12 protein-coding genes are annotated in these 13,821 nt (G+C 67.3%); 6 read left to right on the plus strand and 6 right to left on the minus strand.

The window, feature by feature from the left end:
- Positions 1-95: 95 nt before the first annotated feature.
- A complete protein-coding gene (locus AC1DNG_RS03015; RefSeq protein ID WP_026266346.1) occupies positions 96-1,058 on the minus strand; it encodes a heme o synthase in 963 nt (320 codons plus the stop codon).
- Positions 1,059-1,555: 497 nt separating this feature from the next.
- Here AC1DNG_RS03015 and tkt point away from each other — a divergent pair, with 497 nt between their 5' ends.
- From tkt to pgl, 6 genes are all read left to right on the plus strand, one after another.
- Positions 1,556-3,673, plus strand: coding sequence for a transketolase (tkt, locus tag AC1DNG_RS03020; protein WP_476886573.1), 2,118 nt, complete (start codon positions 1,556-1,558; stop codon positions 3,671-3,673).
- 63 nt (positions 3,674-3,736) lie between these two features.
- Positions 3,737-4,852 (plus strand): transaldolase, encoded by a 1,116-nt coding sequence (gene tal / locus AC1DNG_RS03025; protein WP_476886574.1) that lies wholly within the window; start codon positions 3,737-3,739, stop codon positions 4,850-4,852.
- Between the two features lie 6 nt (positions 4,853-4,858).
- Positions 4,859-6,493, plus strand: a complete 1,635-nt coding sequence (locus AC1DNG_RS03030) for a glucose-6-phosphate isomerase (RefSeq protein ID WP_476886575.1) — start codon at positions 4,859-4,861, stop codon at positions 6,491-6,493.
- 15 nt (positions 6,494-6,508) lie between these two features.
- A complete protein-coding gene (zwf, locus tag AC1DNG_RS03035) occupies positions 6,509-8,071 on the plus strand; it encodes a glucose-6-phosphate dehydrogenase (protein ID WP_476849618.1) in 1,563 nt (520 codons plus the stop codon).
- Positions 8,068-9,009, plus strand: a complete 942-nt coding sequence (locus AC1DNG_RS03040; protein WP_028275501.1) for a glucose-6-phosphate dehydrogenase assembly protein OpcA — start codon at positions 8,068-8,070, stop codon at positions 9,007-9,009. The genes zwf and AC1DNG_RS03040 overlap by 4 nt, the downstream gene beginning before the upstream one ends.
- Positions 8,999-9,817 (plus strand): 6-phosphogluconolactonase, encoded by an 819-nt coding sequence (pgl, locus tag AC1DNG_RS03045; RefSeq protein ID WP_476886576.1) that lies wholly within the window; start codon positions 8,999-9,001, stop codon positions 9,815-9,817. Before AC1DNG_RS03040 ends, pgl begins: the two co-directional genes overlap by 11 nt.
- Here pgl and AC1DNG_RS03050 read toward each other — a convergent pair.
- From AC1DNG_RS03050 to gap, 5 genes are all read right to left on the minus strand, one after another.
- Positions 9,770-10,165: an RNA polymerase-binding protein RbpA gene (locus AC1DNG_RS03050; protein ID WP_079549567.1), complete on the minus strand. Its 396-nt coding sequence runs from the start codon at positions 10,163-10,165 to the stop codon at positions 9,770-9,772. The two genes, pgl and AC1DNG_RS03050, sit on opposite strands and share 48 nt — an antisense overlap.
- 118 nt (positions 10,166-10,283) lie before the next feature.
- A complete protein-coding gene (secG, locus tag AC1DNG_RS03055) occupies positions 10,284-10,541 on the minus strand; it encodes a preprotein translocase subunit SecG (protein ID WP_018772994.1) in 258 nt (85 codons plus the stop codon).
- Between the two features lie 48 nt (positions 10,542-10,589).
- Positions 10,590-11,405: a triose-phosphate isomerase gene (gene tpiA / locus AC1DNG_RS03060; protein ID WP_018772995.1), complete on the minus strand. Its 816-nt coding sequence runs from the start codon at positions 11,403-11,405 to the stop codon at positions 10,590-10,592.
- A 108-nt stretch (positions 11,406-11,513) separates the two neighbouring features.
- On the minus strand, positions 11,514-12,740 hold the full coding sequence (locus tag AC1DNG_RS03065; RefSeq protein ID WP_476858607.1) for a phosphoglycerate kinase: 1,227 nt from the start codon (positions 12,738-12,740) through the stop codon (positions 11,514-11,516).
- A gap of 10 nt (positions 12,741-12,750) precedes the next feature.
- Positions 12,751-13,761 (minus strand): type I glyceraldehyde-3-phosphate dehydrogenase, encoded by a 1,011-nt coding sequence (gene gap / locus AC1DNG_RS03070; RefSeq protein ID WP_028276841.1) that lies wholly within the window; start codon positions 13,759-13,761, stop codon positions 12,751-12,753.
- Between the last annotated feature and the right edge of the window lie 60 nt (positions 13,762-13,821).

The raw sequence follows: 13,821 nt of genomic DNA on the forward strand, positions 1-13,821 counted from the left end.
TAAGGATACCCCGGGACCGAAAAGGACCGTCCCCCTGATACAGCAGACGCTCCCCCACCACTGGCGAGGGAGCGTCAGGCAGATGAACGGGGGGATCAGCCGCCCATGATGGCCGAGCCGACGAACGGATCGACGGCCAGGGCAATGAAAAGCAGGGTCAGGTAGCTGATGGAGCCGTGGAAGACCTTCATGGCCCCCTTGTTGGATACGTCGCCGGCCTGGGCGCGGTTGTACAGGGCGTGCGACTCGTACAGGAACCAGGCACCGGCGCCGACGGCGGTCACCGTGTAGACCCAGCCGGCACCACCGGCCGGGATCATCAGCAGCGAGCACGCCACCATGGCCCAGGCGTAGAGGACCACCTGCACCGAAACCACCTTCGCCCCGGCGATGGCGCCCAGCATCGGCACGTTGGCGTTACGGTAGTCCTCGCCGTAGCGCATCGACAGCGGCCAGTAGTGCGGCGGGGTCCAGAGGAAAATCACCATGAACAGCACGACGGCGGGCCACTCGACAGTGTTGGTGACGGCGGCCCAGGCGATCAGGACCGGGAAGCACCCGGCGGCGCCGCCCCAGACAATGTTCTGGGCCGTGCGCCGCTTCAGGATCATGGTGTAGATGACCACGTAGAAGACGATGGCGCCGAGTCCGAGCCACGCGGCGAGCGGGTTCGCCCCGAACCAGAGGATGGCGATCGCCGCCGCGCCCAGCAGCCAGGAGAAGATGAGGGCTTCGCGGGGTGTGACCTCACCGGTGACCAGGGGCCGGTTCTCTGTGCGGTGCATGAGCTTGTCGATGTCGCGGTCGATGTAACAGTTGAAAGCGCCTGCGGAACCTGCCGCGAACGCGCCGCCCACCAGCGTCGCCAGGATCAGGCCGATCGACGGGAAGCCGCGTTCGGCATAGATCATGGTGGGGAGCGTGCTGACGAGCAGAAGCTCGATCACGCGGGGTTTCGTGAGCGCCAGGTAGGCCTTGGCTTTGCGGCCGAAGCCCATTCTTCCCGAGGCCGGGGAGGCGTTCAGCGGCGTATTAGTTGTGCTCACGGTGGCAGTCACTCTGTTCTGTCTGGCTGTGCAGTTCTGTCTGGCTGGGCAGCCCCGGGTGGATTTCGCAACGCACTGTGCTGCAGACCGGGCTCCGCGCTCGGCGCACACCCGTGTCCTTGCCCCAGTCGAAGGCCACCACCCATCATACCGTGGAGCTCCGGGCCGGAGGGCCGCCGAATGCCGCGCCATGATTCCGGCGCGTTAACGCCGGCTCACCGGCCCCGCGGCGGACGGTGATTCATATAAGCGAAATCAGGTCCAATTGGTGAGATATACGCTGACCACAAAGTGGAATGGGACTAGGCTGTCATTAGATCAGCGCACACGGGCACGCATTTAGGCATTTGCCGGAACACGCGGCTCTGCATCTGCGTCTGAATGATAGATCAACGTTTCGATGGTGAACGGCTGGTACGAACCGCAGCGGGCACCGAACTGTGCCCGGGCGGGAAAAGAGCGTACCGCCGGCCGTCAGCACAGAGAGGGGCCCGGTTTTCGTGCCACATTTGGAAGAGCAAGAACTGTCATGGACTGACTTGGACCAGCGCGCAGTGGACACCGTCCGGGTGCTGGCCGCTGATGCGGTGGAGAAGGTCGGAAACGGCCACCCGGGGACGGCGATGAGCCTGGCTCCGGCCGCGTATTTGTTGTTCCAGAAGCTGATGCGCCACGACCCGGCGAATCCGGACTGGCTGGGCCGCGACCGGTTCGTCCTGTCCCCCGGTCACACGTCCCTGACCCTGTACATCCAGCTGTTCCTCTCCGGCTACGGCCTGGAACTGAAGGACCTGGAGGCGCTGCGGACCTGGGGCTCGCTGACCCCGGGCCACCCGGAGTACAAGCACACCAAGGGTGTGGAGATCACCACCGGCCCGCTGGGCCAGGGCCTGGCTTCCGCGGTCGGCTTCGCCTATTCCCAGCGCCGGATGCGCGGCCTGTTCGACGCCGACGCTCCCGCCGGCACGAGCCCGTTCGACCACACCGTCTGGGTGATCGCCTCCGACGGCGACCTGCAGGAAGGTGTCACCTCCGAGGCGTCCTCACTCGCCGGTCACCAGGAACTGGGCAACCTCGTGGTGATCTACGACGAGAACCACATCTCGATCGAGGACGACACCGATGTGGCGTTCACCGAGGACGTCCTGGCCCGCTACGAGGCCTACGGATGGCACACCCAGCGGGTCGACTGGACCCGGACCGGCGAATACGTCGAAGACGTCCAGGAACTGCACGCCGCACTGCTCTCCGCGAAGGCCGAAACCGGCAAACCCTCCATCATCTCCCTGCGGACCATCATCGGGTACCCGGCGCCGAAGAAGCAGAACACCGGCAAGATCCACGGCTCCGCCCTCGGCGCTGAGGAAGTCGCAGCCCTGAAGAAGGTCCTGGGCTTTGACCCGGAACGTGCCTTCCAGGTCGACGAGGACGTCCTGGCCCACGCCCGTGCCGTCCAGGACCGCGGCGCGGCCGCCCGCGCCGACTGGCAAGCCTCGTTCGAGGCGTGGCAGGCCGGCAACCCCGAGTCCGCTGCACTGCTGGAACGCGTCGAGGCGAAGAAGCTCCCGGGCGACTTCGAAGCCGCCCTGCCGGTCTTCGAAGCCGGCAAGGACGTCTCCACCCGGGCCGCCTCCGGGAAGGTCCTGAACGCGATCGGCCCGGTCATGCCCGAACTCTGGGGCGGCTCCGCCGACCTCGCGGAGTCGAACAACACCACGATCGAGGGCTCGCCCTCATTCATCCCCACGTCCCGGTCCACCGCGGCGTGGAAGGGCAACCCCTACGGCCGGGTCCTGCACTTCGGCATCCGCGAGCACGCCGCGGCGTCGATCGTGAACGGCATCTCCCTGCACGGGCGCACCCGGGCTTTCTCCGGAACGTTCCTGATCTTCTCCGACTACCAGCGCCCCGCGATCCGGCTCGGCGCCCTCATGGGCGTCCCGTCGCTGTATGTCTGGACGCACGACTCGATCGGCCTGGGCGAGGACGGCCCCACGCACCAGCCCGTTGAGCAGCTCGCCTCCCTCCGCGCCATCCCGGGCCTGGACGTCGTCCGCCCGGGAGATGCGAACGAGGTGGCCGCGGCCTGGAAGGCCATGCTGGAAAACCACGAAAACCCCGCCGGCATCGTCCTGACCCGGCAGAACATCCCCACCTACGCCCGCGGCACCGGCGTGGCCGACGGCGACACCTTCGGCTCCACCGCCGGCGTCGAGAGGGGCGGCTACGTCCTTGCCGAGGCGTCGAAGGACGGCTCCACCGTCGAAGCCCAGGTCATCCTGATTGGCACCGGCTCCGAGGTCCAGCTCGCCGTCAACGCCCGCGAAGCGCTGCAGGCCGAGGGCATCCCCACCCGTGTGGTGTCCATGCCCTGCGTGGAATGGTTCAACAAGCAGGACGCCGCCTACCGCGACGCCGTGCTGCCCCCGGCCGTGAAGGCACGCGTCTCGGTCGAAGCCGGACTGGCCCTGGGCTGGAAGGAATTCGTCGGCGATGCCGGCCGTTCCATCTCCCTGGAGCACTTCGGAGCGTCCGCGGACTACAAGCGCCTCTTCCAGGAATTCGGCATCACGGCAGAAGCAGTCGCCGCCGCCGCGAAGGAATCCCTCGCCGGCCTCACCAACTGATCCACCACCACGGTTCCGGGGGACGCTGTGCCCCCGGAACCCATGATTTCCAGGAGTTATGAAATGACTACCCCCACCCAGCAGCTCTCCGACGCCGGCGTCTCGATCTGGCTCGACGATCTCTCCCGCGGCCGCCTCCAGACCGGCACCCTGCGCAAGCTGATCGAAGAGAAGAACGTCGTTGGCGTCACCACCAACCCGTCGATCTTCCACGCCGCCATCACCGCCGGCCACGACTACGACGCCGTGATCGCCGCCCAGGCCGCCGCCGGCGCCACCGTCGAAGAGACCGTCTTCGAAATCACCACCACCGACGTCGCCGACGCCTGCGACCTGTTCGCCCCCGTCGCAGCGGCCACCAAGGGCGTCGACGGCCGTGTCTCCATCGAGGTCGACCCCCGCCTGGCCTGGGACACCGCAGGCACCATCGCCGAAGCGAAGCACCTGTACAAGAAGGTCAACAAGGACAACGTCCTGATCAAGATCCCGGCCACTCTCGAAGGCCTCGAGGCCATCACCGCCACCCTGGCCGAGGGCATCAGCGTCAACGTGACCCTGATCTTCTCGCTGGAACGCTACCGCGCCGTGATCAACGCCTTCCAGTCCGGGCTCGAGCAGGCCAAGGACAACGGCCACGACCTGTCCAAGATCCACTCGGTCGCGTCCTTCTTCGTCTCCCGCGTCGATGCCGAAATCGACAAGCGCCTCAACGCCATCGGCACCGAGGAAGCCAAGGCACTCAAGGGCAAGGCCGGCCTGGCCAACGCGCGCCTGGCCTACCAGGTCTACGAGGAGCTCTTCTCCACCGAACGCTGGGCCCTGCTGGCCGAGGCCGGCGCCCTGCCGCAGCGCCCGCTGTGGGCCTCCACCGGCGTGAAGGACCCGGCCTACCCGGACACCCTCTACGTCACCGAACTCGTCGCCCCCGGCGTCGTCAACACGATGCCGGAGAAGACACTCGACGCGACGTTCGACCACGGCACCGTGACGGGCGACACCGTCTCCCGCGGCTACGACGACGCCAACGCCACGCTGAACTCCCTCGACGCGCTGGGGATTTCCTACAACGACGTCGTCGCCCTGCTCGAATCCGAAGGCCTGGACAAGTTCGTGGCCAGCTGGAAGGAACTGCTGGGTGACGTCGAAGGCGCCCTGGCCTCTGCACGGAAGGCTTCCTAACCCACCATGAGCACACTCAGCTACGACGCCACCGGCGCAGCCCGCCAGGCACATGAGCAGCACCTCCCGGCACTGCTGGAAGACCGCATCGCCACCCGGATCTTCGCGAAGGACCACACCCTGTGGGGTCCGGACGCAGAGCAGGAATCCGCTGTCCGGCTGGGCTGGGTCGAGGCGGCTTCCGTCTCCCAGCCGCTGGTCGGCGACATTCTCGAACTCCGCGACGCGCTGAAGGCCGAGGGCGTGACGCGGATCGTGCTCTGCGGCATGGGCGGTTCTTCGCTGGCGCCTGAAGTCATCGCGGGCACCGCTGGCGTCGAGCTGACTGTTCTGGACAGCACCGACCCCGAACAGGTCAGTGCCGCGGTGGCGGACCGGCTGGACGAAACCGCGATCGTGGTTTCGTCGAAGTCCGGCTCCACTGTGGAAACCGATTCCCAGCGCCGGATCTTCGAGCAGGCGTTCACCCATGCCGGGATCGATGCGAAGAGCCGCATTATCATCGTCACCGACCCGGGGTCGCCGCTGGACAAGGCCTCGCGGGAGGCCGGCTACCGCGCCGTCTTCAATGCAGATCCGAACGTCGGCGGCCGTTTCTCGGCCCTGACCGCCTTCGGGCTGGTCCCGTGTGGGCTGGCCGGCGTCGATATCCAGGCTTTCCTGGATGAGGCCGAAGAAGCCGCCGAGATCCTCAATGAGGACTCGGAGGACAACATCGGCCTCGCCCTCGGCACCGCCCTGGGCGGCACCACCCCGCTGCGCAACAAGATCGTCATCGCGGAGGACGGATCCGGGATCGTGGGCTTCGCCGACTGGGCCGAGCAGCTCATCGCCGAATCCACGGGCAAGCTCGGCACCGGCGTGCTGCCGGTCGTAGCCGGTCCTGCCTCCCCGGAAGCCACCCTGGGCGCCCCCGATGTCCTGGTCATCCGGCTCGTCGCGGCGGATGCCGACGTGCAGCTCGGCGAGAACGAGGTCGCCATCGCCGGCGGCCTGGCCACGCAGATGATGGTGTGGGAATTCGCCACCGCCGTGGCCGGCCGCCTGCTCGGCATCAACCCGTTCGACCAGCCGGACGTCGAGGCAGCGAAGATCGCCGCCCGCGGCCTGCTGGACGCACAGCCCGCTCCGACGCCGGCGAATTTCACCGACGGCGCGATCGAGGTCCGCGGCGGGGAATGGCTCGGCAACGCCGGCACCGCGGCCGAGGCCGTCAGCGCCCTGCTGGGCGAACTCGGCCCGGACAACTACCTCAGCGTCCAGGCCTATTTCGACCGGCTGGCCTATGCCAGCCTCGAAGGCGTCCGGGATGAACTGGCCGCGGCCAGCGGACGCCCGGTCACCTTTGGCTGGGGCCCGCGGTTCCTGCACTCCACCGGCCAGTTCCACAAGGGCGGACCCGCGATCGGCGTCTTCCTGCAGGTCACGGCCGCATCCGCGGCTGACCTGGCCATCCCGGACCGGCCGTTCACGTTCGGCGAGCTGATCTCGGCGCAGGCCGCGGGCGACGCCCAGGTCCTGTCCGAGCATGGCCGTCCGGTCCTCCGGCTGCACCTGACCGACCGCGCCGCGGGTGTGAAGCAGCTCCAGGAGCTCGTCACCTCCCTTGCCGGCCAGGCAGCATCCTCCACTGAAAGCTAAGGCACCCACGCAACCATGCCAGAAACCTACAACGGCGGCAGGAACACGGCCGGCCGGGGGCGCAATCCGCTCCGGGACCCCCGTGACCGCCGTCTGAACCGTATTGCCGGACCGGCGTCGCTGGTCCTGTTCGGGGTGACCGGGGACCTCGCCCGCAAGAAGCTCATGCCCGCCGTGTATGACCTCGCCAACCGCGGGCTGCTGCCGCCGAGCTTCGCGCTGGTGGGCTTTGCCCGCCGCGAGTGGGAGAACGAGGACTTCGCCGCGGAGGTCAAGGAGTCCGTCAAGGCGTACGCCCGCACCCCGTTCGATGAAACGGTCTGGAAGCAGCTCTCCGAGGGCATCCGCTTCGTGCAGGGCGAGTTCGACGACGACGAGGCGTTCAAGCGGCTCTCCGACACGATCGATGAGCTCGACGAACAGCGCGGGACGCGGGGAAACCACGCGTTCTACCTCTCGATCCCGCCGAAGGCCTTCGAACAGGTCTGCCGTCAGCTCTCCAAGCACGGCTTGGCCCAGGCCGCGGGCGACAACTGGCGCCGCGTGGTGATCGAAAAGCCGTTCGGACACGACCTCGAGTCGGCCCGGCAGCTCAACGACATCGTCGAGTCGGTATTCCCGCCGGACGCGGTGTTCCGGATCGACCACTACCTGGGCAAGGAGACGGTGCAGAACATCCTGGCACTGCGCTTCGCCAACCAGCTCTTCGAGCCGCTCTGGAACGCCAACTATGTGGACCACGTCCAGATCACCATGGCCGAGGACATCGGGACCGGCGGCCGGGCAGGCTACTACGACGGCGTGGGCGCGGCCCGCGACGTCATCCAGAACCACCTGCTGCAGCTGCTGGCCCTGACGGCGATGGAAGAACCGATTTCCTTCAACGCGGACGACCTGCGTGCCGAGAAGGAAAAGGTCCTCGCCGCCGTCCGGCTCCCCGAGGACCTCTCCTCCCACTCTGCCCGCGGGCAATTCACCGGCGGCTGGCAGGGCGGCGAGGAAGTCCTCGGGTACCTGGAGGAGGAGGGCATCCCGGCCGATTCCAAGACCGAGACGTTCGCCGCGATCCGGGTGGACATCAACACCCGCCGCTGGTCCGGCGCGCCGTTCTACCTGCGCGCCGGCAAGCGGCTGGGGCGCCGGGTGACGGAGATCGCCGTCGTGTTCAAGCGCGCACCAAACCTGCTCTTCACGGACCACGGCGAGGACGACTTCGGCCAGAACGCCGTGGTGATCCGGGTCCAGCCTGACGAGGGCGCCACGATCCGGTTCGGTTCCAAGGTTCCGGGCACCCAGATGGAGGTCCGCGACGTCACCATGGACTTCGGCTACGGCCACTCCTTCACCGAGTCCAGTCCCGAAGCCTACGAACGCCTCATCCTGGACGTGCTCCTCGGCGAGCCGCCGCTGTTCCCCCGGCACCAGGAAGTTGAGCTGTCCTGGAAGATCCTGGATCCCTTCGAGGAATACTGGGCCGGCCTGGACGAACAGCCCCAGCCCTACGCTCCCGGCAGTTGGGGCCCCGCCTCGGCCGATGAGCTCCTAGCCCGCGACGGACGAACCTGGAGAAGGCCATGATCGTAGATCTTCCCGATACCACCACCTCCAAAATTTCCAAGAAGATCATGGCCCTGCGCGAGCAGGGCGGCGTGATCGCCCTGGGCCGGGTCCTGACCCTCGTGGTCGTCACCCGCTCCGGGCTGGAAGAGGAGGCCATCGAGGCCGCCAACGAGGCCAGCCGCGAACACCCGTGCCGGATCATCGTCCTCGCCGACGCCGGGGCCTCGGCCCCGACCCGGCTGGACGCCCAGATCCGCGTCGGCGGCGACGCCGGCGCCTCCGAGGTGATCCTGTTGCGCGGCTACGGCGAACTCGCCGAGGAAAGCGAATCCCTCGTCGCGGCCCTGCTGCTCCCGGACGCCCCGATCGTGGCCTGGTGGCCGCACGGCGCGCCCAGGAACGCGTGCCAGACCTCGGTCGGGGGCATCGCGCACCGCCGGATCACCGACTCGGCCAATGAAGCGGACCCGGTCGCGGCGCTGGAGAACATCCGCCGCACGTACAAGGCCGGCGACACGGACTTGGCCTGGACCCGGCTGACCAACTGGCGCATCCAGCTGGCCGCGGTCCTGGACCAGGTGGACGACTCGCCGGTGACGGCCGTGGCCGTCGAGGGCGCCTCGGACTCACCCAGCACCGTGCTTCTCGCAGCCTGGCTCACCCTGGCCCTGGACGTTCCCGTGACGATCGTGGCGGATCCGGCCGGAACCGGCATCCGGCGCGTCCGGCTGACCCGGCCCGGCGGCGACATCCAGCTCTTCCGGCCCGGGCTCACCATCGCCGAACTGACCCAGCCCGGCCAGCCCGCCCAGCGGATCTCGCTGCCCCGCCGCAGCCTCAAGGACTGCTTGGCCGAAGAACTCCGCCGCCTGGATCCGGACGAAGTCTTCGGTGAAGTGATTACTATGGGACTGCCGCGTACCAATCTAAGGAGTGTCCGTCCCAGTGAGCGCTGACCCGAGAGTAAGCATCCATCCTGACTCGACCGTTCTGATGGCGGCGATCGCAGCCCGCCTGATTACCAAGCTGGTGGATATCCAGGACCGGCACGGCGAGGCCACGGTGGTGCTTACCGGGGGAACGATGGGCATCGGCTCGCTCAGGGCCGTGGCCGAATCGCCCGCGGCGCGGGCCGTCGACTGGTCCAAGGTGAACTTCTGGTGGGGTGACGAGCGCTTCGTGGCGGCCGGCGACGCCGAGCGCAACGCCCGCCTGGCCCAGGACGCCCTCCTGTCCCACATCAATGTTGATCCGGCGCGCGTCCATGTGCCCGGTTCCACCGATGACTTCGACAGCCCGGACGACGCCGCGGCCGACTATGCCCGCCGGCTCGCCGAGGCGGCGGCCGGTGAGCACGCCGCGGACATGTCCGACGACAGGCCGGAACAGCCGGCGCGGCTTCCCCGCCTGGACATTGTCCTCCTCGGCGTGGGGCCGGACGCGCACGTCGCCTCGCTCTTCCCGGAGCAGGCCGGCATCCGGGAGAAGGAACTGACTGTCGTGGGCGTCCACAACTCCCCCAAGCCGCCGCCGGCGCGGGTGTCGCTGACGTTGCCGGCGATCAACACGGCATCCGAGGTGTGGATGGTGGTGGCCGGTGATGACAAGGCCGGCGCCGTAGGGCTGGCCCTGGCCGGCGCCAATCCCGTGCAGGTGCCCGCCGCGGGGCCGCGCGGCCGCCGGGAAACGCTGTGGCTGATTGACGAGGACGCGGCCTCACGGGTCCCGGAGCAGCTCGTCCGGAAGGGTCCGTCCGGAGCGTAGACGTTCCAGCGCTCCAGCCAGCACGTCTTCGGCGTCCTGGCTGGAGCGCCGCTCTTTAACGTATTCCAGATGCGTCTTGAAGCCTTCTGTTGGCGTTTCCTCCAGGGCAAACTTTGATTCGTCGCGGGTTGCGGTGCCGCCGCAGCGCCGGCAGTCCCAAACTCCGGGGATCTGTTCCTCCGGAAGCTGTGCGAACACGAGCGAGGTTTCATGGCCCTTGGCGCACCGGAACGATACACGAATACGGGGCTGGCGTACGCCGGCCCCGTTCAGTGGTTCGTGGCGGGGAGTTGCCCCCTCGGTGGCGCCCACACGGATTCCTTTGAATCCGGAAGCAGAATGCAGCATCGGGAACTCCTGGCTACTTGGCTGGTGGAAGTGCAAGACGACAGCCACAGTGTAGTTCGTGAGTTCCCGATGCCGGGAGGGCCATAAGGACCCCATATGAAGTTGTCGGACGGGCGTCCTAGGAATCGGCGCCTGTGCTGAACCGCATGAGCAGGCCGAGGGCGATGATCACCACGCCCCAGGTGATTCCCAGGATGACCGTGAACCGGTTGAGGTTCCGTTCCGCGACGCCGGAGGAGCTCAGGCCCGAGCTCATGCCGCCGCCGAACATGTCGGACAGGCCGCCTCCGCGTCCTTTATGGAGCAGGATGAGCAACGTCAGCAGGAGGCTGGTGATGCCCAGGAGGACCTGCAGAATGACATGAAGAACGTCCACGACGGCCTTTCAGAAGGATTGGATTGCGGGGGTCAGGCTGTGTCCGGACTAATCCGTCAACAGGTGACTCTCGAACCTGACAATATTAGCAAACTCGGCAGCGTCCAGGCTGGCACCGCCGACCAGCAAGCCGTCGACGTCGCGCTCCTTCAGGATCGAGGCCGCGTTGTTGGCCTTGACGGAGCCGCCGTACAGCAGGCGGGTCTTGGCGGCGACGTCTGCTCCGAAGAGGGTGGACAGTTCGGCACGGATGGCGGCGCACATTTCCTGCGCGTCCTCCGGGCCTGCGACCTCGCCGGTGCCGATGGCCCACACGGGCTCGTAGGCGACTACAAGCTCGGCGGCCTGCTCCGGGGTGAGGCCCTCGACGCCGGCGCGCAGCTGGGCGAGGGTGTGGTCCACGTGGGTGCCGGCCTGCCGGATCTCCAGGCCTTCACCGACGCAGAGGACCGGAGTAATGCCATGCCGGAAGGCGGCTTTGGTCTTGGCGTTGAGCACGGCGTCGGACTCGTTGTGGATGGTGCGGCGTTCGCTGTGGCCGACCAGGACGTAGCTGCAGGCAAGCTTGGCGAGGAACTGGCCGGAAATGTCGCCCGTGTAGGCGCCGGAGTCGAACTGGGAAAGGTCCTGGCCGCCATAGACGACGGCGAGCTCGTCGCCCTGAACCAGGGTCTGGACGCCGCGGAGATCCGTGAACGGCGGGAAGACGGCGACCTCCACCCGGCTGTAGTCGTGCTTGGCGTCGGACAGGGTCCACGCGAGCTTCTGCAGGAGGGTGATGCCCTGGACGTGGTCCATGTTCATCTTCCAGTTGCCGGCGATGAAGGGCTTGCGGTCGAATTTACCGTTGGTTGACGTGGTCACGTGATCTCCAGGAGTTCTTGGTGTGTGGGAGCAGCCGGCAGGGCGCCCGGTTCCCTGCGGAGGGCACCCTGCCGGCTCAAATGCCGGTGCTTTTAGCGGTCAGTGCTTCTAACGGTCGAGGACGCTCAGGCCGGGGAGTTCCTTGCCTTCAAGGTACTCCAGGCTTGCGCCGCCGCCGGTGGAAATGTGGCCGAACGCCTCATCGGCGAAGCCGAGTGTCCGGACCGCTGCCGCCGAGTCGCCGCCGCCAACCACGGTGAATGCCTCCGTCTCGGTCAGGGCCTGGGCGATGGCCCGGGTACCGCCGGCGAAGGCCGCGAATTCGAACACGCCCATGGGCCCGTTCCAGAACACCGTCCGGGCGTCCTTGATCCGTTCCGCGAACGCCGCTGCCGAGACCGGCCCGATGTCCAGCCCGATGCCCTGGGCTCCGAAGCTGCCCGACTCGATGGCGTCGGCGGCAACGGTCTCGTGCTCGGCGTCGGCGGCGAACTTGCCCGCCACCACAACATCGGTGGGCACGACGAACTCGGTACCGGCGTCGGCGGCGCGCTTCAGGTAGTCCTGGACGACCGGGATCTGGTCCTCTTCGAGCAGGCTGCCCGCGACCTTGTGACCCGCGGCGGCGAGGAAGGTGAACAGCATGCCGCCACCCACCAGGATCGTGTCCGCCTTGCCCAGGAGGTTGTCGATCACAGCGAGCTTGTCGGAGACTTTGGAGCCGCCGAGGACAACGACGTAGGGCCGCTGGGTGTCGGTGGTGAGCTTGCGCAGCACCTCGACCTCGGTGCGGACAAGGTCGCCCTGGTAGGACGGCAGCCGCGTGGCGACGTCGTACACGCTGGCGTGCTTGCGGTGCACCGCACCGAAGGCATCATCGACAAAGGCGCCGTTGTCACCGGTGAGGGCGACCAGCTCGTCCGCGAAGGCGCCGCGCTCGGCATCGTCCTTGGAGGTCTCCCGCGCGTCGAAGCGCACGTTTTCCAGGACCAGCACTTCGCCGTCCTGCAGCGCCGCGGAAAGCTCCTTGGCCGACTCGCCAACCGTGTCGGCGGCAAGGGAGACCTTGAACCCGGCAAGCTCGGCCAGCCGTGCGGCTGCGGGCTTGAGGGAGTACTTCTCCTCCGGCGCGCCCTTGGGGCGGCCGAGGTGTGCTGTGACCAGCACGCGGGCACCGGCGTCCGTGAGCTTCGCCAGCACTGGCAGGGAGGCCTTGATGCGGCCGTCGTCAGTCACTGTAGAGCCGTCGAGCGGCACGTTCAGGTCACTTCTGACCAGAACGTACCGCCCGCGGACACCATCAGCGATCAGTTCGTTGAGGGTGTGAAATGTCATGAGTCTTACCCTAGCCCAGCTTGGACGCGACAAGCTCCGTGAGGTCCACGAGGCGGTTGGAGTAACCCCACTCGTTGTCATACCAGGACACAACCTTGACCTGGTCGCCGATCACCTTGGTCAGGCCGGAATCGAAGATGGACGATGCCGGGTCGCCGACAATGTCGGAGGAGACGATCGGCTCGTCGGTGTAGGTCAGCAGGCCCCTGAGCTCCTCGGTCTCCGATGCTGCCTTGAGGGCGGCGTTGACTTCGGCGACCGTGGTCTCGCGGGAAACCGTGACGGTCAGGTCCGTGGCGGAGCCGGTGGGAACGGGCACGCGGATGGCGTAGCCGTCGAGCTTGCCCTTGAGCTCCGGCAGGACCAGGCCGATTGCCTTGGCCGCACCGGTGGAGGTGGGCACCATGTTGATGGCGGCGGCGCGGGCGCGGCGGAGGTCCTTGTGCGGGCCGTCCTGCAGGTTCTGGTCGGCGGTGTAGGCGTGGATGGTGGTCATCAGGCCACGCTCGATGCCGAAGGCGTCATTGATGACCTTGGCCAGCGGGCCGAGGCAGTTGGTGGTGCAGGAGGCGTTGGAGATGATGTGGTGCGTGGCGTTGTCGTACAGGCCGTCATTGACGCCCATCACGATCGTGATGTCCTCATCCGACGCGGGGGCGGAGATCAGGACCTTCTTGGCGCCGGCGTCGATGTGCTTCTGCGCATCGGCGGCCTTCGTGAAGAAGCCTGTGGACTCGATGACGATGTCGACGCCGAGCTCGCCCCAGGGCAGCTTCGCGGGATCGCGTTCGGCGAGGACCTTGATGATGTTGCCGTCGACGACGATGTTGCCGTCCTTGACCTCGATGGTTTCGGCCAGGCGGCCGCCCACCGAGTCGTACTTGAAGAGGTGAGCGAGGGCTTCCGGGCTGGTGAGGTCGTTGACCGCAACGATCTCGAGGTCTGCGCCCTGTGCGAGGGCGGCGCGGAAGTAGTTGCGGCCGATACGGCCAAAGCCGTTGATGCCAATACGGGTCGTCACGTTTTCAGTCTCCTTGGTGCTCTTGCGAGCACGACTAGTTGAGAAGGCGTTCAAGCCAAC

It is taken from the genome of Arthrobacter sp. 01T425, from assembly GCF_056398725.1.

Excerpts from the sequence above, each read along its gene's own strand:
- zwf (WP_476849618.1), top strand. The coding sequence starts at position 6,509 with ATGCCAGAAACCTACAACGGCGGCAGGAACACGGCCGGCCGGGGGCGC.
- tal (WP_476886574.1), top strand. The coding sequence starts at position 3,737 with ATGACTACCCCCACCCAGCAGCTCTCCGACGCCGGCGTCTCGATCTGG.
- AC1DNG_RS03065 (WP_476858607.1), bottom strand. The coding sequence starts at position 12,740 with ATGACATTTCACACCCTCAACGAACTGATCGCTGATGGTGTCCGCGGG.
- AC1DNG_RS03040 (WP_028275501.1), top strand. The coding sequence starts at position 8,068 with ATGATCGTAGATCTTCCCGATACCACCACCTCCAAAATTTCCAAGAAG.
- AC1DNG_RS03050 (WP_079549567.1), bottom strand. The coding sequence starts at position 10,165 with ATGCTGCATTCTGCTTCCGGATTCAAAGGAATCCGTGTGGGCGCCACC.
- AC1DNG_RS03030 (WP_476886575.1), top strand. The coding sequence starts at position 4,859 with ATGAGCACACTCAGCTACGACGCCACCGGCGCAGCCCGCCAGGCACAT.